Source organism: Nocardiopsis quinghaiensis, assembly GCF_008638365.1.
Classification (GTDB): Bacteria; Actinomycetota; Actinomycetes; order Streptosporangiales; family Streptosporangiaceae; genus Nocardiopsis; species Nocardiopsis quinghaiensis.
Genome location: NZ_VWVU01000002.1, coordinates 193,558 through 219,921, shown reverse-complemented (window position 1 = coordinate 219,921; position 26,364 = coordinate 193,558). Strand labels below are relative to the sequence as shown.

21 protein-coding genes are annotated in these 26,364 nt (G+C 71.4%); 14 read left to right on the top strand and 7 right to left on the bottom strand.

Going from position 1 to position 26,364, the window contains the following annotated elements:
• Positions 1-214: 214 nt before the first annotated feature.
• From FYX01_RS07825 to thiC, 8 genes are all read left to right on the top strand, one after another.
• Positions 215-1,993: an SGNH/GDSL hydrolase family protein gene (locus FYX01_RS07825; RefSeq protein WP_150239057.1), complete on the top strand. Its 1,779-nt coding sequence runs from the start codon at positions 215-217 to the stop codon at positions 1,991-1,993.
• Entirely contained in the window at positions 1,993-3,918 is a 1,926-nt protein-coding gene (locus FYX01_RS07820) for an MmpA family trehalose lipid delivery protein (RefSeq protein ID WP_190394224.1), read from the top strand. The genes FYX01_RS07825 and FYX01_RS07820 overlap by 1 nt, the downstream gene beginning before the upstream one ends.
• The gene (locus FYX01_RS26060) at positions 3,915-4,055 is read left to right on the top strand and encodes a hypothetical protein (RefSeq protein ID WP_013154713.1); all 141 of its coding nucleotides are present in this window, start codon (positions 3,915-3,917) and stop codon (positions 4,053-4,055) included. The genes FYX01_RS07820 and FYX01_RS26060 overlap by 4 nt, the downstream gene beginning before the upstream one ends.
• Positions 4,056-4,290: 235 nt before the next feature.
• On the top strand, positions 4,291-5,664 hold the full coding sequence (locus FYX01_RS07815; protein ID WP_150239055.1) for a glycosyltransferase family 4 protein: 1,374 nt from the start codon (positions 4,291-4,293) through the stop codon (positions 5,662-5,664).
• On the top strand, positions 5,661-10,154 hold the full coding sequence (locus tag FYX01_RS07810) for an alpha-(1->3)-arabinofuranosyltransferase (protein ID WP_150239053.1): 4,494 nt from the start codon (positions 5,661-5,663) through the stop codon (positions 10,152-10,154). The genes FYX01_RS07815 and FYX01_RS07810 overlap by 4 nt, the downstream gene beginning before the upstream one ends.
• Positions 10,151-11,197 (top strand): cell envelope lipid trafficking protein PgfA, encoded by a 1,047-nt coding sequence (locus FYX01_RS07805; RefSeq protein ID WP_150239051.1) that lies wholly within the window; start codon positions 10,151-10,153, stop codon positions 11,195-11,197. The genes FYX01_RS07810 and FYX01_RS07805 overlap by 4 nt, the downstream gene beginning before the upstream one ends.
• A 10-nt stretch (positions 11,198-11,207) precedes the next feature.
• A complete protein-coding gene (locus FYX01_RS07800) occupies positions 11,208-12,059 on the top strand; it encodes an SOS response-associated peptidase (RefSeq protein WP_150239050.1) in 852 nt (283 codons plus the stop codon).
• A 217-nt stretch (positions 12,060-12,276) separates the two neighbouring features.
• Positions 12,277-13,950 (top strand): phosphomethylpyrimidine synthase ThiC, encoded by a 1,674-nt coding sequence (gene thiC / locus FYX01_RS07795; protein ID WP_223830348.1) that lies wholly within the window; start codon positions 12,277-12,279, stop codon positions 13,948-13,950.
• Between the two features lie 276 nt (positions 13,951-14,226).
• Here thiC and FYX01_RS07790 read toward each other — a convergent pair whose 3' ends face one another.
• A complete protein-coding gene (locus FYX01_RS07790; RefSeq protein ID WP_150239048.1) occupies positions 14,227-15,048 on the bottom strand; it encodes a class I SAM-dependent methyltransferase in 822 nt (273 codons plus the stop codon).
• A gap of 346 nt (positions 15,049-15,394) precedes the next feature.
• Between FYX01_RS07790 and FYX01_RS07785 the strand changes: the two genes are divergently transcribed.
• The 4 genes from FYX01_RS07785 to FYX01_RS07770 all read left to right on the top strand — a co-directional run bounded on the left by FYX01_RS07785 (position 15,395) and on the right by FYX01_RS07770 (position 19,903).
• Positions 15,395-16,069, top strand: a complete 675-nt coding sequence (locus FYX01_RS07785; protein ID WP_317846053.1) for a sigma-70 family RNA polymerase sigma factor — start codon at positions 15,395-15,397, stop codon at positions 16,067-16,069.
• Positions 16,066-16,374: a mycothiol system anti-sigma-R factor gene (gene rsrA, locus FYX01_RS07780; protein WP_150239044.1), complete on the top strand. Its 309-nt coding sequence runs from the start codon at positions 16,066-16,068 to the stop codon at positions 16,372-16,374. The genes FYX01_RS07785 and rsrA overlap by 4 nt, the downstream gene beginning before the upstream one ends.
• Positions 16,375-17,204: 830 nt before the next feature.
• Complete coding sequence (locus FYX01_RS07775) at positions 17,205-18,569, top strand: HD-GYP domain-containing protein (RefSeq protein WP_190394222.1); 1,365 nt, start codon at positions 17,205-17,207, stop codon at positions 18,567-18,569.
• Positions 18,569-19,903: an HD-GYP domain-containing protein gene (locus tag FYX01_RS07770; RefSeq protein ID WP_150239412.1), complete on the top strand. Its 1,335-nt coding sequence runs from the start codon at positions 18,569-18,571 to the stop codon at positions 19,901-19,903. The genes FYX01_RS07775 and FYX01_RS07770 overlap by 1 nt, the downstream gene beginning before the upstream one ends.
• A 51-nt stretch (positions 19,904-19,954) precedes the next feature.
• Here FYX01_RS07770 and FYX01_RS07765 read toward each other — a convergent pair whose 3' ends face one another.
• Complete coding sequence (locus FYX01_RS07765; protein ID WP_077691700.1) at positions 19,955-20,695, bottom strand: GntR family transcriptional regulator; 741 nt, start codon at positions 20,693-20,695, stop codon at positions 19,955-19,957.
• Between the two features lie 144 nt (positions 20,696-20,839).
• Here FYX01_RS07765 and FYX01_RS07760 point away from each other — a divergent pair, with 144 nt between their 5' ends.
• A complete protein-coding gene (locus tag FYX01_RS07760; RefSeq protein WP_150239039.1) occupies positions 20,840-22,384 on the top strand; it encodes a sensor histidine kinase in 1,545 nt (514 codons plus the stop codon).
• A 102-nt stretch (positions 22,385-22,486) separates the two neighbouring features.
• Here FYX01_RS07760 and FYX01_RS07755 read toward each other — a convergent pair whose 3' ends face one another.
• Both FYX01_RS07755 and FYX01_RS07750 read right to left on the bottom strand, forming a co-directional pair.
• Positions 22,487-22,744 carry a WhiB family transcriptional regulator gene (locus tag FYX01_RS07755; RefSeq protein ID WP_073704219.1) on the bottom strand — a complete coding sequence of 86 codons (258 nt, stop codon included), beginning with the start codon at positions 22,742-22,744 and terminating at the stop codon, positions 22,487-22,489.
• Between the two features lie 302 nt (positions 22,745-23,046).
• Positions 23,047-23,979 carry a diacylglycerol/lipid kinase family protein gene (locus tag FYX01_RS07750; protein WP_150239037.1) on the bottom strand — a complete coding sequence of 311 codons (933 nt, stop codon included), beginning with the start codon at positions 23,977-23,979 and terminating at the stop codon, positions 23,047-23,049.
• Positions 23,980-24,041: 62 nt separating this feature from the next.
• Here FYX01_RS07750 and FYX01_RS07745 point away from each other — a divergent pair, with 62 nt between their 5' ends.
• Positions 24,042-24,431, top strand: coding sequence for a hypothetical protein (locus FYX01_RS07745; protein ID WP_150239035.1), 390 nt, complete (start codon positions 24,042-24,044; stop codon positions 24,429-24,431).
• Positions 24,432-24,463: 32 nt separating this feature from the next.
• Here FYX01_RS07745 and FYX01_RS07740 read toward each other — a convergent pair whose 3' ends face one another.
• The 3 genes from FYX01_RS07740 to FYX01_RS07730 all read right to left on the bottom strand — a co-directional run bounded on the left by FYX01_RS07740 (position 24,464) and on the right by FYX01_RS07730 (position 26,301).
• Complete coding sequence (locus FYX01_RS07740; protein ID WP_077691695.1) at positions 24,464-25,222, bottom strand: RNA polymerase sigma factor SigF; 759 nt, start codon at positions 25,220-25,222, stop codon at positions 24,464-24,466.
• 41 nt (positions 25,223-25,263) lie between these two features.
• Positions 25,264-25,689, bottom strand: coding sequence for an ATP-binding protein (locus tag FYX01_RS07735; protein WP_077691694.1), 426 nt, complete (start codon positions 25,687-25,689; stop codon positions 25,264-25,266).
• Positions 25,690-25,815: 126 nt separating this feature from the next.
• A complete protein-coding gene (locus FYX01_RS07730; protein WP_150239034.1) occupies positions 25,816-26,301 on the bottom strand; it encodes a GNAT family N-acetyltransferase in 486 nt (161 codons plus the stop codon).
• Positions 26,302-26,364 lie beyond the last annotated feature (63 nt).

The following is a 26,364-nucleotide window of genomic DNA, read 5'->3' as shown; positions in this document are numbered from 1 at the left end:
CGCACCGGGCAGCCGAGACGGGGGGAGCGGCCGCTAACGTCGTTGTCGGGGGGTCCTGCCCGGCCGGGATCGTCGGAAGGTTGACGGCCTCCATGTAACCAGTTCTAGTCTGGTCTGACGAGTCCTTGCTCTTACTTGGTCGGTGTCATGGTCAGCAGGGGTGCTGGAGCAGGGATAGAACCTGTTCCGGAAAAACACGGTCCGACGGCGAGGGATGGGCACGGTGCAGGACCCGCGTGAGCCCGACGAGGAAGTCCCGGACCCCCCGGGCGAGGGGACCTTCCGCTGGAACCGGCGGATCCGGCTCCACCTTCGGGAACTGTCCTGGAGCGACCTCGTCCCGTGGCGCCACCGCTCCTCGCGCTTCGAACCCGGAGCGCTCGGGCTGCTCGGCGTCATGCTCGCGGCGATGGCCGTGACCCTGCTGTTCCTCCAGACCGGCTCGGGTGGAACGGACGGCTCGGGCGGTGACCGCGCCGACGAGCCCGTCACCGTTCCCGGTCCGCCCGGGGGCGAACTGCGCGTCATGGTCGTCGGCGACTCCCTGTCCCAGGGCAGCAGCGGCGACTACACCTGGCGTTACCACCTGTGGTCCCATCTGCGCGAGACCGGGGTGGAGGCCGACTTCGTCGGTCCCCACGACGGCATGTACGGGCTGGACGGGGAGGAGACCGGGAACCAGGACTACGCCGATCCCGGCTTCGACACCGACCACGCCGCCCGCTGGGGCGCCTCCGCCCGGGAACTGGCCTCCGACGCCGCGCGGGTGGCGGCCGAGCACGACCCGCACTACCTGCTGCTCCTGGCCGGGACCGAGGACATCCTGGCCGGGGACGGCGCCGACCGGGCACTGGCGGGGATCGGTGAGACGGTGTCCACGGTGCGCGTCGTGCGGGGGGAGACCCGGTTCGTCCTCGGGGAGCTGCCGCCGGTGGAGGGCACCGGGGACGACGACCGGATCAACGCCGAGATCGACCGGTTCAACATGGGCGTGGTCGACCTCGCCGAGCAGCTCACCGCCGACGAATCGCCCGTGGTGGTCGCCCGGGTCGCCGACGGATACGCCCCGGCCCGTGACAACTGGGACGAGGCGCGTCCCAACACGCGCGGTGAGCTGAAGATCGCCGCGGCCTTCGCCGACGCGCTCGCCGACCCCCTGGGAGTCGGCCGGACCTACCCGCGGCCGCTGCCGAACCCGCCGGTCGGGCCGCTGACCGCTCCCGAGCCGGTCGCGGAGGAGTCCGGCGACGGCCTGGTGCTCAGCTGGGAGGCCGTACCGGGCGCGACCGACTACCGGGTGGTGCAGCGCCGGGTGTCGCCCGACCCGGACGAGCCCTCCGTGCTGCCCATAGACGTGGAGGGCGACGGCGACAGCCGGTCCGTGCTGGTGGATGCGCTGTTCAGCGGGGCCCGGTACGAGTTCGTGATCCGTCCGGTCAAGGGCCGGGACGGGGGCGCGGAGTCCGAGCCCCTCCAGTTGGTGTGGGACGACGATCCGCCCCCGGCGCCGTCCTGGGTGCGGGTCGGCGACGGCGGGGCCACCGTGGAGTGGGAGGAGGTGGAGGGGGCCTCCCACTACGAGGTGTGGGCGCGCGTCCTGGAGTGCTCGGTGGCCGACGACCGGCGCCGGCCCGCGGACACGGTGGTCGGCGAGTCCCCGACGCGTGAACCGACCGACGGAAGCGGGACCGAGCCGCCCGCGGGTGGCGGCGGTTCTCCCCGGCCCGGACCGGAGCCCACGCCCGGGCCCCGGTCCGAGCCCGATCCGGATCCTCCGTCTCCCGTGCCCAGTACCCCGGAGCCGGTCGTCGGCTGCGAGCCGCGTGACGGGCACGGTCCCGAGGACGGGTGGGGATGGCGCACGCTGGGCTCGGTGGGGGAGGATCCGCGCTGGTCGGTGACGCTGTCCGGCTCCTACGAGATCGTGGTCCGCTCCTACCGCGACTACGTGGAGGGCGGCTACTCCGACAGCGTCCTGCTCACGGAGGACTGATGGCCTCCGCGCACGGGGACGGTGCCGGGGGCGGCGCCGCGGGCCGGTGGACGGCCCGGCTGCTGCCGTGGGCGGTGGGGCTGTTCGCCGGGGTGCTGGCGCTCGGCCCGGCGCTGGGGCCGGGGTACGTGCTCCGCTACGACATGGTGTTCGTGCCCGACCTGTCGCTCGGCACGGTGCTGCGGGGCGCGGACGGGTTCCCCCGGGCGATCCCCAGCGACGCCGTGGTGGCGGTGCTGTCCTCCGTCCTGCCCGGGGACGTCGTGCAGTCGCTCGCGCTGCTGGCGGTGTTCGCCGTGGGCGGGGCCGGTGCCGCGCGCCTGGTGCCGCGTGCGTGGTACCGCCGTGGTCCGGCCGGTGGCCCGCACACGGGGGCGGTCGGGGGGCAGCTGGCGTCGGCCGCCGCCGGGCTGGCCTATGTGTGGAATCCGTTCGTGGCCGAACGCCTGCTGCTGGGGCAGTGGGCGGTGCTGCTGGGCTACGCGGGCCTGCCGTGGGTGGTGGGGGCCGCCGCGCGGTTGGCCGCGGCCCGACCGGTGGCGGGCTTCGCGGGCCTGGTGCGCGCGCTCGTACCGGCTGCCGTGGGCGGGTTCTCGTCGGTGGTGCTGACCGCCCTCACCGCCGGTCCCGTCGCGCTGGGGGCCGACGGAGCCCGGGAGGTCCGCACGGGTGCCGGGGAGGCCGTCCGTGGCGGGCGCTGGTGGGTGCGGGCGGGCCTGTTCGCACTGGCCCTGGCGGCGGTCTCCCTTCCGTGGCTGCTGCCGTCCCTGTCCAGCGGCGCGGACACCGACCCGGCGGGGGCGGAGGCGTTCGCGGCCCGTTCGGACACCCCGTTCGGGGTGGTCGGCTCCCTGCTGCTGTTGGGCGGGGTGTGGAACTCCGGCGCGGTCCCGGCGGGCTACGGCGAGCCGGTGGCGGCCTCGGTGCGGCTCGTGCTGTGCCTGGTGGCGCTGTCGGGCTGGGTGTGGTGGCTGTGCCGGAACCGCCCGGGGTTCGGCACGGGCCTGTCGGCGGCCGCCCTCATGGGGTTCGCGCTCGCCCTGCTGGGCGCCACCGGGCCGGGGCGTGAACTGTTGGCCTGGCTGATCGCCCTCTGGCCGGGCTTCGGGCCGCTGCGCGACGGCCAGCTGTACGTGGCGCCGTTGGCACTGGTGCAGGCCCTGGGGCTGGGGGCCTTCGTCCGGTGGCTGACCGGGGGCCGGGCCCCGAGGGGAGCCGGCACCGGTGTGCTGTGGCGGGTGGGAGTAGCGGTGTTCGCGGTACTTCTGCCGGTGGTGGTCCTTCCGGGGTTGCTGTGGGGCGCGGGTGAACGGCTGGTCCCGGTGCGCTATCCCGGGGAGTGGCGGGCGGCGCAGGCGGCGGTGGCCGCCGACGACCGGCCCGGCGCGGTGCTGGTGCTGCCCTGGAACGCCTACCGCGGCCCGGACTGGTCCGGTCGGCCCGTGGTCGTGCTGGATCCGGCGACCAAGCTCTTCGACCGGCGCACCCTGTGGAACGACGACCTGGTGGTCGGTACCCCGGGCGGCGGATCCGTCGTGGTGGCCGGTGAGGACGCACGGGCGGACCGGGTCGCCCGGGTGCTCGAACCGGATCCCCGGACCGGCATGCCCGAGCGGCTGGACGCCGGGGCACTGGGTGCCTTGGGCGTGCGCCACGTGGTGGTCTCCGCGCCGGTCGATAACCAGTTCTGGTCAGAGTCGGAGGGCTTGGCCGTGGTGGTGGAAGGACCGGACATGGTTCTCCTGCGGGTTCCGGAACAGCATGTAAGACCCGACAAAGCTGTCATTCCGGGGTTGGAAGTTACCGGGGGGTTAGTTACAGTTGGGGCAATCATCTGGTCTATGGCTAGATCAGGTTCTAGTCTCGTTTTCCAGCGCTTCGGACCCAGCGCGGGACCGGGCGCGCGGAAGGAGATCCCCAAGTGATCAAGGTAATCGCCGCCTGCGTCATCGGCGCGGCCCTGGCGGGAGGTGCCACCTTCGTGGCCACCAGCCTCGCCACGGACTCGACCGCCACCGCGGAGCCGGTGAACGAAACCCTCTACAACTACGGCGACCGCTAGGTCTTCCGTACGGCGGAGGCCGTGGACGCCCCGCCCCCAGCGGGGCGTCCCACCCCGCGACCCCCCCACGGCCCCGGACACCGCCCCCGGGGCGCACACCACCACTGACGTCCGGTCCACGGGCCTGTCCGGCGTGCGCTCCACCCTTCCCCCGGAAGGTCGCTGTCCGTGTCCGCCATGAAGCCGAGGGTGTCCGTGTTCGCGTTCGGCCGGACACCGCGCGGAAGGAGAGCGTGTGGTCTTCCAGAAGGTCCACCGGGTCCACCAGGACGCGGAGCCCGGCCTGCCCGCGGTCGCCCCCTCCCCGAGGGCGGGGGCCGACGCGGGTGCGCGCGCCGAACCGGAGACCCGCACCGATCCCGGGCCGCGCCTGGACGGCGTCCGCCTGGTCATGATCAACTGGCGCGACCCCTGGCAGTCCGCCGCGGGAGGAGCCGAGGAGTACGCCTGGCGGATCAGCCGCCACCTGGCCGAACGCGGTGCCATCGTCACCTTCCTCACCAGCCGCGAGCCCCACCAGGCCCGCGTGGAGACCCGGGACGGCGTGGTCATCCGCCGCATGGGCGGCAGGTTCACCGTCTACCCGCGCGTCATGGCGTGGCTGACCCTGTGGCGCCGCGAGTACCAGCTCGCCTTCGACTGCATGAACGGCGTCCCCTTCCTCTCCCGGCTCGTGCTGCGTCGCCGCACCAGGGTGGTCAGCGTCGTCCACCACGTCCACGACCTGCAGTTCGACGCCTACTTCTCGCCGCCGATGGCCTGGCTGGGCCGGTTCATCGAGTCCTCCGTGGCCTCGCGCGTCTACCGCGGCTGCACCACCGTCACCGTCTCGGAGTCCTCCCGCCGGGCCATGCGCGACAGACTCGGCTGGCGCGCGCCCATCGAGATCGTCCACAACGGCGGACTCCCGGGGCTCTCCCAGACCCTCGGCGACGCCTCCGAGCCGTCGGCGCGCACTCCCTTCCCGGCGGTGGTGAGCCTGGGCCGCCTGGTGGTCCAGAAGCGCGTCTCCCAGGTGGCCGACCTCGCCCGCCAGCTCCGCGACGACCACCCCGGCCTGAGGGTGCACATCATCGGCCGGGGCCCCGAGGGCGCCCCGTTGGCCGAGCGGACCGAGCGCGACGGCACCGGCGACCGCGTCGTCCTGCACGGCTTCCTGCCGGAGGAGGACAAGAACGGCGTCCTGGCCTCCTGCCACCTCCACGTCACCGCCTCGGAGTTCGAGGGCTGGGGGCTGACCGTCATCGAGGCGGCCCGCCTCGGCGTGCCCACCGTGGCCTACGATGTGGACGGACTTCGCGATTCGGTCCGCGACGGTGAGACCGGGTGGCTGGTGCGCGACGGCGAGAACCTCGCCGACGTCGTCGCCCGGGCCCTCAAGGAGCTCTCCGACCCGCGGCGGGCCCGGGAGGTCCGGCGCGCCTGCCGCGCGTGGGCGTCCCGGTTCACATGGGAGGCCAGCGGCGCGCGGATGACCCGACTCGTCGCCCGGGAGCTCGGCCTCCCCGGCGGCACGGTCCCCGACACTCCCGACGCCCCGTGCGCCCCCGAGGCTCCGGGCACCGCAGGCGTCCCGGACACGGAACCAGGCAGGAAAGCGACAAGGTGACTTCGACGGAATCCACCGCCAGGCGCGAACCGGAGGATTCCAGCACACCGTCCTCCCCGTCCCCCGCTCCCGCCGGGGGCAGGGACGAGCGGCTGCTCACGCGGCTGAAGCTCGTCACGGTGTGCCTGCTCCTGGGAGCGTTGACGGCCAGTATCGACCCCGGCAGGGTCGTCGGCGACACCAAGCTGGACCTGACGGCCAACCCCCTGGGGTTCCTGGAGCGCGCCCTGCACATGTGGGACGCCTCCTACTTCGGCCAGATCCAGAACCAGGCATTCGGGTACTTCTTCCCCAACGGCCCCTTCCACCTGCTGTTCGACCTGCTCGGCATGCCCGACTGGCTCATCCAGCGCCTGTGGATGACCGTCCTGCTCACCGCGGCGTTCACCGGTGTGTACAAGGTCGCCGAGGCGCTGGGCATCGGCACCGTCAACACCCGCATCCTGGCCGGGACCGCCTACGCCCTCGCCCCGCGCGTACTGACGCTGCTGTCGTACAACTCCGCCGAGCTGCAGCCGATGCTGCTCATGCCGTGGATCCTGCTGCCGCTCGTGCTCGGCACCAGGCGCGGGTACCCACCGGTCCGCATGGCCCTGCTCTCGGGGCTGGCCTTCCTGCTGTGCGGCGGCACCAACGCCGCCTCCGAGCTTGCGGTACTGGTCGTTCCCGGCCTGTACCTGCTCACCCGGGAGAACGGTCCCCGCAAGTGGCGGATCACCGCCTGGTGGGCGGTCGCCCTGGCCCTGGCCTCGTTCTGGTACATCGTGCCGCTGCTCGTCATGTCGCGGTACGTGTTCTCGTTCATGCCCTACACCGAGCACGCCGCCGTCACCACCGGCATCACGTCGCTGCTCAACACGCTGCGCGGCACCTCCAACTGGATGGGCTTCCTCCCCGACCAGGGCAACACCGCCCTGCCCTCGGGCGCGGAGCTGTCCGTCACGCCCTGGCTGATCGCGGCGACCGCCCTGGTCGCCGGGCTCGGCCTGGCCGGGCTCATCAACCGGCGCACCCCCGAGCGCCTCTTCCTCACGGCGAGCCTGCTCACCGGCACCGCGATCATCGTCGCGGGCTTCACCGGCGACCTCACCGGCCCCTTCGCGGGGACGGTGCGCGAGCTGTTCGACGGCGCGCTGTCCCCCTTCCGCAACGTGCACAAGTTCGACGCGCTCGTGCGCCTGCCCCTGGTCCTGGGCCTGGCCCACCTGCCCGTGGTGGTGGCCCGGGACCGGGCCGACCGGCACGGCACCCCGGTGTCCGGAAGGGTGCGCCGCGCCGTCGCGGGCGGTACCTCCGCCGTCTTCCTGGTCACCCTCGTGCCCATCGGCACCGTCGGCGTCGCCCCCGCGGGCTCGTACGTGGAGATCCCCGACTACTGGCACGAGGCCACCGACTGGCTGGAGGAGCGCTCCGACGATCGCGGCATGACCATGGCCCTGCCCGGCTCGGCGCGCGGGGAGTACGAGTGGGGCCGTCCCATGGACGAGCCCATGCAGCCGCTGCTGGAGGGCGCGTGGACCAACCACCAGATCGTCCCGTGGGGTTCGGCGGGCATCTCCCGGATCACCCACGAGATCGACCAGCGCGTCTCCTCCGGGCGCGGTTCGGCCGGGCTCACCGCCGCCCTCACCCGCATGGGCGTCACCCACCTCATCGTGCGCAACGACCTCCAGCGCGCCGGTAACGGCGGCGGCTGGCCCTCCCGTGTCCACCAGGCACTGCGGGACTCGCCGGGGATCGCCCTCGCGGCCGAGTTCGGCCCGTTCATCGGCTCCTTGGACCACCAGTCCGCCTCGCAGTGGTTCGACCAGCCCTACCGGTCCCTGACGATCTACGAGGTGGAGGACGCCGCGCCCACCGTCGGTACCGTGCCCGCCGGCGAGACGCTGCGGGTCACCGGCGGCCCCGAGTCCGTGCTCCACCTGGCCGAACAGGGACTGGTCGACGACGACCGCCCGATCCTGCTCGGAGACGATCCCGGAGCCGAGCGGATTGCCGCCGGGGACACGGTCGTCACCGACACCGCCCGCCGCCGCGAGGTCGTCTACCCCGACGTGCGACGCAACGTGTCGGCCACCCTCACCAAGGACGAGGAGATCGAACGCGACGTCCCCGCGCCCGACGTCCTCGATCCGGCGTGGGAGGACCACGTCGCCCACGCCGAGGACGTCGGGATCGCCTCGGTGCGCGCCTCCTCCTCCGAGGGCGGGGCGGGTGCGCGTCCCGCCGACCGCGACCCCGGGCACGCCCCGCACGCCGCGCTCGACGACGACCTCGCCACCTCGTGGCGGTCCAGCGCCTTCACCGGCGCCCTGGGCGAGTGGATCGAGGTCGAGTTCGGCGAGCCGCAGGACCTGACCGGGCTCAGCGTCGCCTTCGAGCGGCTGGACGACGATCCGCCGCCCTCCCGGGTCACCCTCGTCACCGACAACGGCGAGGCGCGGGTACCGGTCGCCGAGACCGGCGAGCCCCAGGAGCTGGCGGCCCCGCCGGGATTGACCACCACACTGCGCGTGCGTGTGGACGAGCTGGCCTGGGAACCGGAGTACCGGTTCGGCACCCGGGTGGGCATCGCCTCGATCTCCGTACCCGGTCTGGACCCGGCCCGTACGCTGCGGGTGCCCGGCCCGGCCGACACCGGGACCCTGCTGTTCACCGGCTCCACCGGTACCGCGCCCGGCTGCATGGAGGGCTCCCATGTGTGGGTGTGCAACCCCCGCCTGCAGGTGCGGGGCGAGGACGCGCGCCGCCTGGACCGCACGTTCGAGCTGTCCGCGGACTCGGCCGCCGCCACGCACACGGTCTCGGGCGAGGTCGTGCTCACCGACCCGAGGGAGGCGGAGAACGCCGCCAACCGCGCCGGCCCCCCTCCGCACGTGACCTCCTCCTCCACCGCCGTGCAGCACCCCGCCGCCATGGGCCGCGGCGCGCTGGACGACGACGAGAGCACCGTCTGGTACCCGGACCCGGAGGAGAAGAACCCCTGGCTCGACATCGAGCTGGGCGCACCCACCGCGGTCGACCACCTGGAGGTCGACTTCCCCCGCGTGGACAGCGTGCTGCGGCCGATCCGGGTCACCGTCGAGGGCGGGGACACCGTCCGCGAGGGATGGCTGGACGGCAGCGGCCGGGTGGACTTCGCCGAGCTCACCGCACAGTCGCTGCGGGTGACCTTCGAGCGTCCCGAGGGCCAGTCCCTGGAGATCGGCACCGTCACCCTGCCCGGGGTGGACCCGGTGGACCCGCTGCCCGGGGGCGGGGCCTCCACCCCCTGCGGGCTCGGCCCCACCCTGCGGGTCAACGGCCAGCGGGTGGAGACCCGCGTCAGCGAGGGCACCCTCGCCGACCAGCTCACCGGCCGCCCGCTGCGCTACGAGAGCTGCACCGACCTGGACCTGGTCGCGGGTGAGAACCGGATCGTGGTCGACCCCGGCAACCGCTACGAGGTGCGCTCGGCCCTGGTGGAGTCCACCGACCCGGTCGCGGACCGGCCCGGGGTCACCATGGCCGGGGTGGAGGCCCTGCACGAGTGGGGGCCTGGTGAGCGCCGCTTCGACGTGGACGTCGACGAGGACAGCCTGCTCGTGGTCAACGAGAACTTCAACGAGGGCTGGGAGGCACGCCTGGAGGGGGCCGGCGGGCCGCTGGAGCCGATCCGGCTGGAGGGGTGGAAGCAGGCCTGGGTGCTCCCCGAAGGCAGCGCGGGCACCGTCACCCTCACCTACGTCCCCGACACCGCCTACCAGCGGGCCCTCGCCGTGGGCGCTGGACTGGCCGTGCTGCTGGCGGTGCTGGCCCTGTGGCCGAGGCGCCTGCTGCCCGGGGGCGCGACGCCGCGGACCTCGCCGCCGCGCGGCGCGCGCGCCCTGCCCGACGCCGGACCCGGGTGGATGAGCCGGTGGGCGGTGCTGCCGCTCGGCCTCGTCTACGGGGTGTGGGTGGCCGGCGCCGTCGGGGCGGCCCTGGTCGGGCTGATCCTGCTGTGCATGTGGTGGCTGGGCCGACGGGCTCCCCGGCGCCTGCGGCACGCCAAACCGGGACGGCCGTTCATGGGCGGACGCCTGCTGCCCCACCTGGCGGGACCGTGGCCGGTGGCGGTGTCGCTCGGGCTGGCCGGGGTGGCCATGGCCGTGGGCACCTACCTGGCGCTGTACATGCCCTTCCACGACGTCACCGGGGTGTTCGGTCCGGCGTTGCGCGATCGGGTCCCCCAGCTGCTGTGCCTGCCCGCGTTGGCCCGGCTCGTCCTGGCCCTGGGACAGCGGGGTGACGGCGAACCCGCCGACGCCGACCCGCCGTCGGTCCGGGCCCGGGACTCCGCCGCCCCTGGTGTGTACGGGCCGTCCGGGGCCGCCGTGAGCGGTGACGCCGCTGGGACGCACGCCGATGGCGGGGCCGGCGGTGCGGTCGCGACACACGCGTCCGGTGGCGGGAGACCGTCCCGGGGCGAGGACCTGCGAGAACCCGCCCCCGAGGAGGCCCCGACATGAGCGCGACCGAGGCCGACGGACCGGCCCGCCACCAGGTCGGGCCGGAACCGGGACCGGGGAGAGCTCCGTCTGCAGGCACCATCCTGGTGGCCGTGGGCGCGTTCCTGTTCACCCTGGCCGCCCTGCTGCCCCTGTACGTGCACGACCGGATGGCCCTGCTGCCCGCCGGGACCGAGTTCGACATCCGCATGGCCGACGAGGGCGCCTGGTACCTGGACACCTCCACATGGTCGTGGGTGGAGGCCTCCGAGCTCACGCGGGTCACCCGGGTGGAGGCCTCGGCGCACGGCGACGACTGGTCGGCGTGGGAGATGTCCGTGGACACCTCCGTGCCCGGGCGGATGATCGACCACTGGAGCCGACGGGTCATCGTCGACCGGGAGACCGGCCGGGCGGTCAACTGCTGCGGAGAGCACGTCGACGGCGACCGCGCGGTCCGGCAGGCGGGGCTGGTGTTCCTCTGGCCGCCCGGCGCCGGGGAGGGCGACCACTCGTTCTACGACGCCGAGGTGCGCGCGGCTCCCGCGGTGGAGTTCCGGGGTGAGGAGGAGATGGCCGGTGTGCCGGTCCGCCGGTACGACCAGACGATCGAGACCACCCAGGTGCCCGACTCGGCGCGTCCGGTACCCGCCGACCTGTTCCGTCCGGGGGCCTCGGGTACGGTCACCGCCACCCGCTGGATCGAGGTCAGCCGCACGTTCTGGGTCGAGCCGGTCAGCGGGATCGTCGTCAACGCCCACGAGACACGTGCGGAGACCCTGCGCCCGCGGAACGACTCCGGCGAGGTACCGCTGCTGTACGCGGAGCTGGGCATGGTGGACCACCAGGTCTCGGCCTACGCCGAGCAGGCCCGCGTCCGCTCGGTGCTGCTGAGTGCTCTGGGCTCCTGGGTGCCGTGGACCCTGGCTCCACTGGGAGCCCTGGCCGTGCTGGCCGGCCTGGTCCGGGCCTGGCGCGCCCGGAACGCGAACGAGGCGGGGGAGGGGACGAGCGGTACCGGGGACACGGGTGTTCGGGGGGAGGACGAGCCGGCCACGCCGTAGGATCACACGCATGTGCGGTCGTTATGCCCAGTCCCGGAACGTGCACCAGTTGCAGCTCGCCTTCGGCCTGCCGGAGCAGGCCCTGCCCGAGGAGGCCGACCCCCGGGCGTGGCCCCCGCTGGAGGAACTGGCGCCGGACTACAACATCTCGCCCGGCAGGCCCGTGTACGCGGTGCTCGGCCCGCCGCCCCGGTCCGAGGACCAGGGGCCGCCCGGTCCGCGCTCCCTGCACACCATGCGCTGGGGCCTGGTCCCCTCCTGGGCCAAGGACCGCAACATCGGCTACCGGATGATCAACGCGCGCGCTGAGACCGTCGCCGACAAGCCCGCCTTCCGCACGGCCTTCCGGCGCCGCCGCTGCCTGCTCCCCGCCGACGCCTACTACGAGTGGCAGCTGGTCGGCAGGGACGGGGCGGTCCAGGCCAGCACCTCGCCCGTCACCGACCCCCACCACAAGAAGCGCAAGTCCAAGGCGGACAAGAAGCCCTACTCCATCCGCTACCGCGACGGCCGGCCGCTGGCCATGGCGGGGGTCTTCGAGCGCTGGCGCGACCCGGAGGCAGCCGAGGACGACCCCGCCGCGTGGGTGTGGAGCTGCGCCGTCATCACCACCGGGGCCGCTCCCGAGCTCGCCCACATCCACGAGCGCATGCCCGTCGTCGTGCCCCCCGAGGACTGGGCCGCCTGGCTGGACCCGGCGACCGGGTCCGACGACCTGACCCACCTGCTGGAGGACACCCCGGTCGACCGTTTCGCGGTCGACGAGGTCTCCACCGACGTCAACAGCATCAAGAACAACCATCCCGACCTGCTCGAACCCGTCCCCTCCACCGAGGGTGGCGAACCGGAGACACTTTTCTGACCCCGGAGACGGTGGACGGACCCGGGGAGCAGCTGGATATGGTGTCCGAGGCCAGCGGGACCGACGGACCGGTCCCGGTGCCCGGGGCGCGTCCCACGTGCCCGCACATCTTCATACGCAACGCGGGAGCTCGCACCATGGCGGGCTGAGAGGGTGACTCAACGGTGTCGCCGACCGCAGAACCTGTTCGGGTAATTCCGACGTAGGGAGGCATGCCATGACGGCTCTCGACGGCCGCGACACCGGTTCCACCGACGAGCACCGGGTGACCACCGGCCCCATCACGGGATCGACCAAGGTCTACCAGGAAGTCGACACCCCCGAGGGACACACGCTCCGCGTCCCGCGTCGACGGGTGGGACTCAGCAACGGCAGCCACTTCGATCTGTACGACACCTCCGGCCCGTACACCGACGACACCGCGCGCGTCGACGTCCACCAGGGCCTTCCCCCGGCCCGGCGGGAGTGGACCGCCGCGCGTACCCCGGCCGGCGGCGCGGTCACCCAGCTGGCCCACGCCAAGGCCGGGACCATCACCCCGGAGATGCGCTTCGCGGCCGCCCGCGAGGGCATGGACCCCGAGTTCGTCCGCCAGGAGGTGGCCATCGGCCGGGCGGTCATCCCCGCCAACCGGTGCCACCCCGAGTCCGAACCGATGATCATCGGCAAGAACTTCCTGGTCAAGATCAACGCCAACATCGGCAACTCCGCCGTCACCTCCTCCGTCCCCGAGGAGGTGGAGAAGATGGTGTGGGCCACCCGCTGGGGCGCCGACACCGTCATGGACCTGTCCACCGGCAAGCGCATCCACGAGACCCGTGAGCGCATCCTGCGCAACTCGCCCGTCCCGATCGGCACCGTGCCCATCTACCAGGCGCTGGAGAAGGTCGACGGCGACCCGGCCGCGCTGAGCTGGGAGGTCTACCGGGACACCGTCATCGAGCAGTGCGAGCAGGGCGTGGACTACATGACCGTGCACGCGGGCGTGCTGCTGCGCTACGTGCCGCTCACCGCCCGCAGGGTCACCGGCATCGTCTCGCGCGGCGGCTCCATCATGGCGGCCTGGTGCCTGGCCCACCACAGGGAGAGCTTCCTGTACACCCACTACGAGGAGCTGTGCGAGATCCTCGGGGAGTACGACGTCACCTTCTCCCTCGGCGACGGGCTGCGCCCGGGCTCGATCGCCGACGCCAACGACGAGGCCCAGTTCGCCGAACTGCGCACCCTCGGCGAGCTCACCCACATCGCCCGCGCACACGACGTGCAGGTGATGATCGAGGGGCCCGGGCACGTGCCGATGCACAAGGTCGCGGAGAACGTGCGGCTGGAGGAGGAGCTGTGCGGGGAGGCGCCGTTCTACACGCTCGGCCCCCTGGCCACCGACGTCGCACCCGGCTACGACCACATCACCTCGGCGATCGGCGCCGCCCAGATCGGCTGGCACGGCACGGCGATGCTGTGCTACGTCACCCCCAAGGAGCACCTGGGGCTGCCCAACCGGGACGACGTCAAGACCGGTGTGATCACCTACAAGCTCGCCGCGCACGCAGCCGACCTGGCCAAGGGACACCCCAGGGCGCAGGAGTGGGACGACGAGCTGTCCAAGGCGCGGTTCGAGTTCCGCTGGCAGGACCAGTTCCACCTGGCGCTGGACCCTGACACCGCGCAGGCCTTCCACGACGAGACCCTGCCCGCCGAACCGGCCAAGACCGCGCACTTCTGCTCCATGTGCGGGCCGAAGTTCTGCTCCATGAAGATCACCCAGGACGTGCGCAGGTACGCCGAGGAGAACGGGCTGGAGACGGTCGCCGCCATCGAGAAGGGCATGGCCGACAAGTCCGCGGAGTTCGCGGAGCACGGCAACCGCGTCTACCTCCCCCTCGCGGAGTAGCCCCGGCGTGCCCGGGAGCCCGTTCCGGCCCCCGGGCACGCCCGCTCACGTTCCCGTGGCGCGGCCGACGCCCTCCGCCGGCCCGCGCTGCCACAGGAGGCACCGGTGGAGCTGACCGCGCGCAGGACCACGGTGCGCTCCAGGGCGCGGGGGACGGTCGCGACCAGGGCGGTCCCCGGTCCCGGACGCACACCGGCGAGGAGCCGGTGGTCGCTGTCCGCGCCGACTCCCACCCCGGTGCCACCGGGCGGGGGAGCGGTACCGGGGGGCGACGCCCTAGCGGGGCTTCCTCGCGCTCGCCACCAGGTGCACGCCCACGTAGTCGTCGGACTCCGTGGCGCGCAGTTCCATCTCCACCAGGCGTCCCATCGACCTCGGGTCGCGCGCCAGCATCATCTCCACGGTGGAGGCGGACAGCACCGTGCGCGGCTTGATCCACTCCAGTTCCAGACCGGCGTCGGTGAGCGTGTCGGTGAGCTGCTCGGCCGTGAAGCACCGCGTGATGGAACCGTCCGGCCAGGGCACCAGGAGCACGTCCGCCGTGGGCGCGTGGCTCAGTTCGGGCCAGCGGTCCTGTTCGGCCAGCAGCGCCATCCCCAGTACCACCGAGTCCACGCACAACAGCGCCCTGCCCCCGGGGCGCAGCACACGGGCGACCTCGGACAGGGCCGCCTCGGTGGCCAGGTGCCGGGACAGCACCCGGTTGTCGGCGATGACCCCGTCGAAGACCTCGGAGGCGAAGTTGCGCAGGAAGGCGGAGTCGCCCACCACGTGGCGCAGCCGACCGCGCGGCGCGGGCGGCGGCACCATCGCGCGGCCGTTCACCAGGGTCAGCGGGCGGCGTACCGCCGTGTCCGCGGAGGGCAGCAGCGTGACCACGTCGTGCCCGGCGGCCACCGCGCGCGGGGTGCCCTGGTAGTCGGGGCTGGACACGTCGAGCAGGCGGGAGGGCGCGTCCGGGAGCCACCGGGCGATCTGGGCCTCGGCGACCGCCCAGTAGAACCGCCAGTAGTCCGACAGCCGGTCGGGGGTGGCGAACTGCGCGGCCGGCGACCGAGGGCGGTTGGAGGCCGGGGTTGAGGACGGTCGCACGTGCACTCCTCTCCCATCCTTAGAAGGTCCTACCCGCACTCTGCCATGCCTCACCACCGATGACGGAGCCAAACGACAAAGTTCCGGACGGAGGGACCGTTCGCGTGTGGCCCGGAATCAGCCCGCGGAGAACGTTGTTGTCTTCGACATCGCGTCCTGCACGGACATCCGGGCGCGTGACACGCGAGTATCTGGGGAGGGTCGTCAGACCATGCCGACTGCCGGGTCGTGCCTTACGCACGAGGAAGCGGTGTCGACGCCACGCGGCGCCGATGCGCGGGTCCGTGCCACGGGACCGTATCGTTGGGGTATGGATGCCCCAGCTGGGACCAGCGCGAGGAGGCCGACGGGCTTGGAACAGGGCCAGGAGCAGGAGACAGCCGAGGAACGGGACGAGCGCTTCGAGAGGGACGTGCTTCCCTACCTCGACCAGCTCTACTCCGCGGCGCTGCGGATGACCCGTAACCCCGCGGACGCGGAGGACCTCGTTCAGGAGACCTTCGCCAAGGCGTTTGGTTCGTTCCACCAGTTCAGACAGGGAACGAACCTCAAGGCGTGGCTCTACCGCATCCTCACCAACACCTTCATCAACTCCTATCGCAAGAAGCAGCGTGAGCCGAAGCAGTCGGGGAACGAGGACGTCGAGGACTGGCAGTTGGCGCAGGCCGCGTCGCACACCGCGGCGGGCCTGAAGTCGGCTGAGGCCGAGGCGCTCGAACACCTCCCCGACACCGACGTCAAGAGGGCGCTCCAGGAGCTGCCCGAGGACTTCCGGATCGCGGTGTACCTCGCCGACGTCGAGGGCTTCGCGTACAAGGAGGTCGCCGAGATCATGGCGACGCCCATCGGGACGGTCATGTCCCGGTTGCACAGGGGGCGCCGCCAGCTCCGGTCTCTTCTTGAGGAGTACGCGATGGAGCGGGGGTTCCTCCCGGCGAGGGCGGCGGCGGAGGCCGCCGCGGTCGCCTCGGGGACGTCCGCGCGTGGGCGGGGACAGGACGGCTCGGATCGAGGAGATCGGCAATGAGCGGTGGCCACGACAAGCACAGCGGCACCCCGTGTAGCGAGGTGCTCAACAAGCTCTACACCTACATCGACGGTGAACTCGAAGAGCCCAACTGCGAGCAGATCCGGCAGCACCTGGACGAGTGCGGCCCCTGCCTGGAGGAACACGGGCTCGAAGAGGCGGTGAAGAAGCTCGTGGCCAAGCACTGCGGCTGCGATCCGGTGCCGATGGACCTGAGGGACAAGGTGCTCGGGCGCCTGTCGCAGGCGCGGACGGAGCAGTTGGCCCGTGAGGCCCGGGCGGAGACCCCCGGTACACGCGCCTGAGGGCACCTCCACGGGATCCCCGCGACCTGGAACACACGGTGGCGGAAGCTGGAATTCCAGCTTCCGCCACTTTTTTGATGCCATTAGCATCTTTCCCGCATATTGATAGCTTGTGTTGTGGTGTGCGAATTTTGTGCGGTTTTGTGCAGGTGTCGCGCTGAAACCCCCATGCCTGTCGGGGTTTTGGTCACGCGTCTTCCGAACCGCATTCTGGGTGCGTCCCCCGACACGCCCGGCGCGCCCGGGGTGTTCTCGTGCGTGACCGACTCGGAATGATTTTTCCTGCGGGTTCCTGGTCTGTTTCATGTAGTTACTACCTGTAGTCATGCCTGGTGGTTCCGCCTGGTGGGGGGTGTGTGCAACCGGCATCGCCGTGGAGCTTTGGCGTCGGACGTCCGGTGTGCCATGGTTACGCATGGTAATCAAAAGGCATCACTAATTGAATTCGTAGTTCCATATTCCGGAACTTGGCGCCGGTGGGGAGGTCCGTGGCGGAGGTGGTTCGGGTTGGTGGTAATCAGGAGTCCGCCGTTGGCCGTTAAACTGGACGCCATATCCAACGAATGGGGTAATTCACGCGGCGTGCCCGGGGAAATGTCGGTGCGCCTGCGTTCGGAAGAGGGGAGAACGATGTTCGTCGGTATGCTCTACGTCGCGATGGTAACTGTTTGGGCGGCAGCCGCCTTCACCGGATGGTCCTGGTGGTAGAACAGAACTGGTGAAATCATGACAGTCCGGTTGTTGTCAGCGGGGGGTGAACGGGGGTGCGGGCTCTTCCTGGGGGCGCGCGTGTCTACGTCGGAATCATCGTTGTCAGTGCTGTCACCATCATGCTCATCGGTCCCTACGAGGGCATCGATCTGCGTACGCTGGCCCTGATCGCGATCCTCTTCGTGGTCGCGGAGTCGATCAGCACACTCGTCCTCACGGGCGTCAAGGCGGGGATCTCCCCGAGTTCGGCGGTGTCCCTGGCCGCGGTCGTCCTGGTCGGACCGGTGGGGGCGGCGGTGGTCGGTTTCGCCTCCTGCTTCTCCATCCGCAGGCAGAACCTCGTCAAGAGGGCCTTCAACGGGGCACAGTTCGCACTGGCGGCCTACGCGGCCGGACACGCCTACCTTCTACTCGGCGGAACGGTGGGGGAGCCGGGACGGGAGGACTTTCCGGCCCTCGTCCTTCCCTACGTCGCCGCCGTCCTGACGCACTCCCTGGTCAACTCGGCGCTCATCGCCGTCCTGATGTGGACGCTGGGCGCCGTGCGGCCCGGCGGCCCCCGGGGCAGGTTCCACTGGCGTCCCCTGATGGCGGTGGAGCTGTCCTCCATGGGGTACCAGATGCTCGGGCTGGCCATCGCCGCGGTCTGGGGCGGGGTCGGTCTCGTCGCACCGCTGCTGGTGCTGCTGCCGCTGTTCATCGCGCGCTGGACCTTCGCCCAGCAGTTGGACGAGACCCGCGCGCACGAGGCCACCCTGGCCACGCTCTGCCAGGCGGTCGAGACCAAGGACTACTACACCCGGGGCCACTGCATGCGCGTCGCGGAGGGCTCCGCCATGATCGCCCGGGAACTGGGTATGCCCGCCGAACGGGTGCAGAAGATCCGGTACGCCGGAATGCTGCACGACATCGGCAAGCTCGGAGTCCCCACCAAGGTGTTGCAGAAGACCGGAAGACTCACCGACGACGAGTACGCGGCCATCAAGCTGCACCCGACACGGGGCTACGAGATCGTGCGGGAGATCAGTTTCCTGGACGAGGCCCTGGCCGGGATCCGGCACCACCACGAGCGGTTGGACGGGCGCGGGTACCCCATGGGGCTGGTCGGGATGGAGATCCCCGAGTCCGCACGCGTCATCAGCGTCGCCGACGTGTTCGACTGCCTGACCTCCACGAGGTCCTACCGCAACGCGTGGTCGGTGGACGAGGCCGTCGCCGAGCTGCGGGCCTGCGCCGGGACCCAGTTCGACCCCAGGATGGTCGAGGCGCTCGTGCGCGCCGTGGAGCGCGAGGGTTGGGAGACGCCGGACATCGCCGAGCCCCCGGGCGGCTGCTACGGGGCGAGGGCCGCCGATGAGTCCGACACCCACGCCGCGGAGGCCGCCCAGGCGGCTGGGGGAGCCCCCGCCGTGGTGGAGGCGATCGCCGGCCCCGAGGACTCCGCCGCCTCCGCTGAGGCTGTGACGGGTGGACGTGACCGATGATGACGCAGCGACAGTCGGAGGGGCCCCGCTCGTCCGGTCCCGTGCTGAGCGGGCCGGAGGGCGGGGCGCTGAGCCACCAGCGTCCGCGCGGGCCGATCTGGCGGACCTCCCGCCCGATGAGCGCCGTGCTGGTCGCCGCGGTGGGGGGCGGTGCCCTGGCCGCTCTGATCTGGACCGCCGCGACCGGGTTCGTGGAACCGTACGTGGCGCTGTCGTTCTGCCTGGTCATCGCGGTCGGCGAACTGGCCAGGATCACCCTGCCGGGTCACCGGGAGGCCGCGCCCATCGCCTCGGCCGGTGCGATCAGCTACGCGTTCCTGCTGACGCTGGGTGCCGGGCCCCTGCACCACTCCGCCTGGCAGGTGGTGGCGGTGGTCGCCCTGGGCGTGGCCCTGGGCGAGCTGCCCCACATCGCCGTGGGGCGCGGTCCGCAGGTCGAGGACGTGGCCCGCCGGGTGTTCGTCGCGGTGCTGCTCGCGGTCACCTTCCGCCCCCTGGCCGAACAGCTCGGCCTGTCGGGTCCGTCGGTGACGGCGACACTGCTGATGGCGGCACTGGTCATGCTCGCCTGGCTTGCGGACGCCCTGGTGGCTGCGGTGCTGCGGGCCGAGCGCCTGCGCACCAGCCTGGGGGTCGCGGTCCGTGACGAGTTGCGGGCACAGTCCGCCATGGGCGCGGCGATCGGTTCCAGCGGTGTGCTCATCGCCCTGGCCTGTACGGTGACCGGCCTGGCGGGCCTGTTGGTGTTCACCGCTCCGCTGCTGGTCTCACAGGTGGCCTTCCGCCGCCACGCGGAGGTGCGGCGGACCTACCTGGAGACGGTGCGGGCGCTGTCGCGCGTCACCGAGGTGGGCGGATACGTGGAGAACGGGCACTCCCGCCGCGTCAGCCACCTGTCGCACGGGATCGCCTGCGAGCTGGGTCTGGCCGAGGCCGAGCTGCTGGAGCTGGAGTACGCCGCCCTGATGCACGACATCGGCCAGCTGTCCCTGCGCGAGCCCATCGCGGGCGGCGCCACCGTGCTCGCCTCGCCGAGGGAGCAGCGCCGGATAGCGGAGCTCGGCTCGGCGATCATCCGCGAGACCGGTGTGCTGGACAACGTGGCCGAGATGGTCCGCCGCCAGTGCGAGCCGCTCGCCGGTGACGGGGACGAGGGCGTGCCGCCGCTGGGCAGCCGGATCATCAAGGTGGCCAACGCCTTCGACGACCTGGTCGGCGAGAACGGCGACCCGGAGCGCCGGGCCGCCGTCCTGGAGCGCCTGCGGATGGACACCGACAGCGAGTACGACCCCCGCGTGGTGGACGCCCTGGCGTCGGTGCTCTGCCGCCCCTGAGGTCCGCTCCGAGCCGCGTGGGACCATCCCCGGCTCCGGCCCCCGAGCCCGTCAGTCCATGGGGGGACGCAGGCGTGTGACGAACTTGTAGCGGTCCCCCCGGTACAGCGAGCGCACCCACTCCACCGGGTGCCCGTCACCGTCGAAGCTGTGCTGGCAGTGCAGTACCAGTGGCAGGCCCACGTCCACGCCCAGCAGGCGCGCCTCGTTGGGAGTGGCCAAGACGGTCTCGATCGACGCCTCCGCCTCGGCCAGGGAGACGTCGTAGGCGCTCGCCAGAGCCTCGTAGAGGGAGGCGTAGCGGTCCAGCTGCCGACGCAGGCCCGGAAAGCGCCGTGCGGCCAGGTGCGCGGTCTCCACGGCCATCGGCTCGCCGTTGGCCAGCCGCAGCCGCTCGATGCGCAGCACGCGCCCGCCGGAGCGGATGGCCAGGAGTTCGGCGAGCTGGTCGTCGGCGTTGATGTAGCTCACGTCCAGGATCCGCGTGGCGGGGTGCAGGCCGTGCGCGCGCATCTCCTGGGTGTAGCTGGTGAGCTGGAGGATCTGGGCCACCTTCGGCTTGGCCACGAAGGTGCCCTTGCCCTGGATGCGCAGCAGGCGGCCCTCGACCACCATCTCGGTGAGGGCCTGGCGCACCGTGGTCCGCGAGGTACCGAACTGCGTCGCCAGGGCACGCTCCGGGGGAACCGGGTTGCCCGCGGCCATCGCCTCGATCAGCTCCAGGAGCTGCTTCTTCACCTGGTAGTACTTCGGCACCCGCGGGTTGCCGTCCAGTGTGCGCTGACCAGTCATCAGTCTCCTCCGCCGAGTTCCGCGCTTGCCACACACGCCTCTCCGGTGTGGCCGGTACGGCGGGTTCGCGACCGCCGATTGGTGTGGACCACTGGTCGAGTGCGTATCTCTTGAGTATGCACGCCTTCATGGGATGATTTGTGAGTGCCTCACCTCAGCGATCTCATCAGACGTCACACTCCTCTCAAGCAGGCCGACCTTGCATGGATCCACTCCCTGGTCTCGGACTGGCAGCTCCTGGCCGACCTGTCCTTCGCCGACCTCGTGCTGTGGGTGCGTCTGCGCGAGGACGACGGCTGGGTGGCAGTCGCCCAGATGCGTCCCACCACCGGCCCGACCGCCTTCCAGGACGACCTGGTCGAGACGGTCCTGCGCGACGACATGGCCGATGTCACGTCCCGTTCCGCGCCGCGCGTGGTCGGGCGCAGGGCCCTCATCGACCGCGCCTGGGAGGAGGGACGTATCTGCCGCGACGGCGACCCGGACTGGTCGGGCGGTGTCCCGGTGCGGGAGGAGACCATCCCGGTACGCCGCGAGGGCAGGCTCATCGGGGTCATCCAGCGCAGTACCAACCTCAGTTCGGCTCGCACGCCCAGCCGGCTGGAGCTCACCTACCTCCAGAGCGCGGGCGACCTGGCGCAGATGATCGCCGAGGGCGCGTTCCCGTTCAGTGACCAGGGGCCGCTGATGGTGCGCTCGCCCAGGGTCGGCGACGGGCTGCTGCGACTGGACCAGAACGGCGAGGTGGTCTACGCCAGCCCCAACGCGCTGTCCGCCTACCGCAGGCTCGGCCTGACCGCCGATCTCGTGGGCGCCCGCCTGGACCGCACCACGCTGGAGCTGTCCGCGCCCGGAGAGGCGCGCGACGAGGCGCTGACCTACACGGCGAGCGGCCGGGCGCCGCAGGAGGCGGAGGTGGACGCGCGCGGGGTCACCGTGCAGTTGCGCGCCATCCCGCTGGTCATCGACGGCGTGCGGATCGGCGCCCTGGTGATGGTGCGCGACGTCACGGAGTTGCGCCGACGTGAGCGCGAGCTGATGACCAAGGACGCCACCATCCGGGAGATCCACCACCGGGTGAAGAACAACCTGCAGACGGTGGCGGCGCTGCTGCGCCTGCAGTCACGACGCCTGGACGTGCCCGAGGCACGGGCCGCGCTGGACGAGGCGGTGGGCCGGGTCGGCTCCATCGCGATCGTGCACGAGATGCTCTCGCACACCCCCGACGAGGTGGTGGACTTCGACGACATCGCCGACCGGGTGATCCAGATGGCGGCCGAGGTGTCCTCGACCGGCAGCGCGGTGGTGCCGCGCCGGACCGGCGGGTTCGGCCTGTTGAACGCGCTGGTGGCCACACCGCTGTCGATGGTCCTGGCCGAGCTGGTGCAGAACGCGGTGGAGCACGGGCTGGGTCAGGGACCGGGCCGGATAGAGGTGCGGGTGCGCAGGTTCGACGCCGTGCCGGGTAGCTCGGGGCCGAGCAGCCTGGAACTGGCCGTCTCCGACGACGGCGGGGGACTGCCCGAGGACTTCGATCTGGAGGGGACCACGAGCCTGGGCCTGCAGATCGTGCGGACCCTCATCGTGGGCGAGTTGGGGGGCACCCTGGCGATCAAGCCCAAGGAGAGCGGTGGGACCGAGGTGGCGATCACCCTGCCGCTGGAACACGAGGAGGGAGAGGTGCCCTGAGGGGAGAGGATCCTGGCGGGCGTCGGCTCCGCCGGGAGCGGACCGACCCGGGGCCGCCCCGTCCGGGGCGTGCCCGCCGCGTGTCCGGCAGGGGAGGGCGTGTCAGCTGCGGACCATGGTGCGGTACGCGCTGCCGCGGCGCTTCTTGAGCATGCGGCGCTCGTCCTCGCTGGTGCCGCCCCAGACACCGCCGTCCTGGCCGCTCTCCAGTGCCCACTTCAGGCATGCGGAGCTGACCGGGCAGCGCTGACAGACTGCCTTCGCCTCCTCGATCTGGATCAGGGCGGGGCCGAAGTTCCCGATGGGGAAGAAGAGTTCGGGGTCTTCGTCACGGCAGGCTGCGTCATGGCGCCAGTCCATGCGGTCCACTCCTCACGGTGAGGCGATCGGGGGCTTGTGAAGCTTTTCACGATCGTGCGCGTGTCAGGATTGTGCGGAGGGCGCCCGATGGATGGGTCCCATCGGGGAGTCGTCCGGACCGGGATGGTCCGGGTTTCATCCCACGGCCACGTGGGAAGCGCCCCATTAACTCGCCCGTAACTCGCGGCGATATCTTGAGCGTGACAGGACCGAACGACCCATGCAAGAGCTCACGGGGCCGAAGGTCCTGTTCGGCGTGTCGGGTGCGTCACAGTGCCCGTGAATGGTCTCTTCCGGCGTAATTAACAGATGATTCGTAATGCCTTTGGTACAGACTGGAAGTTGACCTGTTCGCGGTCTCCCAGGTACTCACCGTCGATTTGGAACGCCCTGGGATGAGATGACGTGATCTGGAGAGAGTCCTGGTCATGCCAGGTCATGTAGCCGTCCCCGCGAGCCGGGAGGCCTTTGGGGAAGAACATTTGGGAAAGGATCCAGCCGGTGACCGCGGGCGAGGAGTGGGTCAGCGCGAAAGCGTCCAGGCCCAGTTCGAAACGCGAGGACGGGGTCGGCTGAAGTGGAAGGGTCCCCGCGTACGTCCAGGGCGTGGTGTTGGTGACGATCGCGAAATACGCCCCCACAAGGGATCTTCCGCGGCTGACCACGCTTAGTGACGGATCCTGGATATCGCCCTGGAAGAACAGCTTCACCGCCACTTCCGCGTACAGCGCCGGGGTGGCCCTGCGGCCTTGCGCGCGCTCGTTCTCCACCTGCTGGACCACATCGGCGTCCCAGCCGAAACCGGCGCAGAAAGTGAAGTACCGGTCGTCCTGGTCGCTGGTGATCCGCCCGAGGCTGATCTCGCGCTCGCGGCCCTCCCGAAGCGCCTCCAGGACCACGCCGGTGGCCTCCACCGGGTCGCCGGGCACGCCGAGGGAGCGGATGAAGACGTTGGCGCTGCCGCCGGGGATCACCGCGTAACGCGGGCGTCGGAGCCCGCTCGGAGTGGACAGGAGCCCGTTGACCACCTCGTTGACGGTGCCGTCGCCGCCGAGGCTCAGCACGAGGTCGTAGCCGTTCCCGGCCGCCTGACGGGCGAGCTCTCCCGCGTGGTCGCGGTACTCGGTCGCGGCGGCGGTGACGTCCAACTCCGACGCCAGGGCGCCCAGGATCACCTCACGCGTGCGCGAGGTGGTCGTGGTCGCCTGGGGGTTCACGATGAAAAGGGCGCGCACCGGGCCAGTCTAGTGCCGGGGGGCGGAGATGGGCCCGCCCGGAACGCGTATAGGCTCGTCAGGTGTCATCTCGCCCCGTCACCGTCGTCATCGCCGCCGCGCTGGAGGCCCTGGTCGGGCTGGCCGCGGTGCTCGGCGGCCTCTACAGCCTCTTCGGCGCCGTCAGCGGTCGGGCCCACGACCTCACCAGCGCGATCCCCCTGACCGCCCTGGGCCTGGGCGTGGGCGTGCTGCTGGTGTTCGTCGCGCGTGGGCTCTGGCGGCTGAGGGACTGGGCGCGGACGCCGGTGTTCCTCACCCAGGTCTTCCTCGCCGTGGTCGCCTACTACATGTTCACCAGCCAGCAGTACGTGTACGGCGTGGTGCTCCTGGGCGTGGCGGTGTGCGCCGCGGCGGCGGTCCTCTCACCGCCGACGACCGCGGCGCTCTTCCCCGAGGAACGGGAGAAGTAGCCCCGCGGCCGTCCGTGGCGACCGGCGTCCGGTCAGTCGTCGGTGGTCAGCGCCTGGCGCAGCTGTGCCAGGGTGCGGGCCAGCAGACGGGACACGTGCATCTGAGATATCCCCAGCTCCTGGGCGATCTGTGACTGTGTCATGTTGCCGAAGAAACGCAGAAGCAGGATGCGCTTCTCCCTGGGCGGGAGCTGTTCCAGGAGCGGCTTGAGCGACTCCCGGTACTCCACGCCCTCCAGGGACTCGTCCACGATGCCCAGCGAGTCGGCCACGGCGGGGGCGTCCTCGTCCCCGCTGTCGGGCGCGTCCAGCGACACCGTCGAGTAGGCGTTGGCGGACTCCAGGCCCTCCAGCACCTCCTCCTCGGACATCTGCAGGTGCGCGGCGAGTTCGGCGACGGTCGGGGAGCGCCCCTCCCGCTGCGACAGGTCGCTGACCGCCTTGGTGAGCGAGAGCTTCAGCTCCTGCAGGCGGCGGGGGACCCGTACAGCCCAGCCCTTGTCGCGGAAGTGCCGTTTGATCTCCCCGACGATCGTCGGGGTCGCGTAGGTGGAGAACTCCACCCCGCGGTCCAGGTCGAACCGGTCGATGGACTTGATCAGCCCGATCGTGGCCACCTGGGTGAGATCGTCCAGCCACTCACCGCGGTTGCGGAACCGGCGGGCCAGGTACTCCACCAAGGGCAGGTGGAGCTCCACCAGTTCGTCGCGGATCCGCCGGCGCTCCTCGGAGTCCGCGTCGAGCTCGCCAAGGCGCTCGAACAACTCTCTGGCGCGGGCCCGGTCGGGCACCGCGTGCTCGGTCTTCGCTGTCAGAGCGGGCCCCCTCTCGCTCACGCCGACTCCAGGGTGCCGCGGCGCTTGTACAGGACGATGTGGACGCGGTCGTCCGGTCCGGCCCCCGCGTCGACCTCTCCCGCCAAAGCGGACAGGACGGTCCAGGCGAAGGTGTCGCGTGCGGGAAGGCGCCCGTCGGCGGTGAGCACCGAGACGGATATACGCATTCCCTCAGGGGTGAGTTCGAACTCCGTGGTCAGTTCCGTACCGGGCAGCGCCTGGGAGAGGAGCATCGCACAGGCCTCGTCGACACCGATCCTCAGATCCTCGATCTCGTCGAGGGTGAAGTCGAGCCGTGCGGCCAGACCCGCCGTCGCCGTCCGCAAGACGGACAAGTAGGCGCTGTCCGCAGGCATGTTGACAGTGACAGCGTCCCGGACACCGATGGCGTCGGCCGTGGGTACAGCGGTTTCTTCGGTCACGTCCCTCCTTCGGGGGAGCGGGGTTGCCGCTTGAGAGCAATGTATCTGGTTTCACCCTGCCACTGCGGCAGGGAGAACGGATCGTGTCCACACGATCCGGAACGAAAGCAAGACGGACGGCATGTCTCAGTCCTGTCCGGCACCCAGTACGGTCAGCGCGTCACCGTCCAGACGGCGGACCGTCCACCCGTCCATCGGCTGGGAGCCCAGGGATTCGTAGAACCGGATCGAGGGTTCGTTCCAGTCGAGCACGGACCACTCCAGGCGCGTGTAACCGCGTTCCACGCAGATCCGCGCCAGGGTACGCAGCAGTCCCAGCCCGTGTCCCCGGCCGCGCGCCTCGGGGCGCACGTACAGGTCCTCCAGGTGGATGCCGTGCCTGCCGGTCCAGGTGGAGTAGTTGCGGAACCAGAGCGCGAACCCGGCGACGGCGGTGCCCCCGTCCACGTGCTCGGCGACGTGCGCGAACACCGCCGGTTCGGGGCCGAACAGGGCCGTGCGCAGGTCCTGCTCGGTGGCCGCGACCGCGTCCGGTTCCTTCTCGTACTCGGCGAGCTCTCCGATCATCGCGTGGATGACGGGGACGTCGTCGGGGCGGGCAGGGCGGATCATCGGACCACCTCGGAGCGGGGACAGCGTTCCTTTCAGGATATGCGCTGGACCGGAGGTGTTCTG

Bases quoted from the DNA above. Each gene is read 5' to 3' on its own strand.
- thiC (WP_223830348.1), top strand. From the start codon at position 12,277: ATGACGGCTCTCGACGGCCGCGACACCGGTTCCACCGACGAGCACCGG.
- FYX01_RS07730 (WP_150239034.1), bottom strand. From the start codon at position 26,301: ATGATCCGCCCTGCCCGCCCCGACGACGTCCCCGTCATCCACGCGATG.
- FYX01_RS07820 (WP_190394224.1), top strand. From the start codon at position 1,993: ATGGCCTCCGCGCACGGGGACGGTGCCGGGGGCGGCGCCGCGGGCCGG.
- FYX01_RS07800 (WP_150239050.1), top strand. From the start codon at position 11,208: ATGTGCGGTCGTTATGCCCAGTCCCGGAACGTGCACCAGTTGCAGCTC.
- rsrA (WP_150239044.1), top strand. From the start codon at position 16,066: ATGAGCGGTGGCCACGACAAGCACAGCGGCACCCCGTGTAGCGAGGTG.
- FYX01_RS07770 (WP_150239412.1), top strand. From the start codon at position 18,569: ATGACGCAGCGACAGTCGGAGGGGCCCCGCTCGTCCGGTCCCGTGCTG.
- FYX01_RS07765 (WP_077691700.1), bottom strand. From the start codon at position 20,695: ATGACTGGTCAGCGCACACTGGACGGCAACCCGCGGGTGCCGAAGTAC.
- FYX01_RS07775 (WP_190394222.1), top strand. From the start codon at position 17,205: ATGCTCATCGGTCCCTACGAGGGCATCGATCTGCGTACGCTGGCCCTG.
- FYX01_RS07825 (WP_150239057.1), top strand. From the start codon at position 215: ATGGGCACGGTGCAGGACCCGCGTGAGCCCGACGAGGAAGTCCCGGAC.
- FYX01_RS07755 (WP_073704219.1), bottom strand. From the start codon at position 22,744: ATGGACTGGCGCCATGACGCAGCCTGCCGTGACGAAGACCCCGAACTC.
- FYX01_RS07805 (WP_150239051.1), top strand. From the start codon at position 10,151: ATGAGCGCGACCGAGGCCGACGGACCGGCCCGCCACCAGGTCGGGCCG.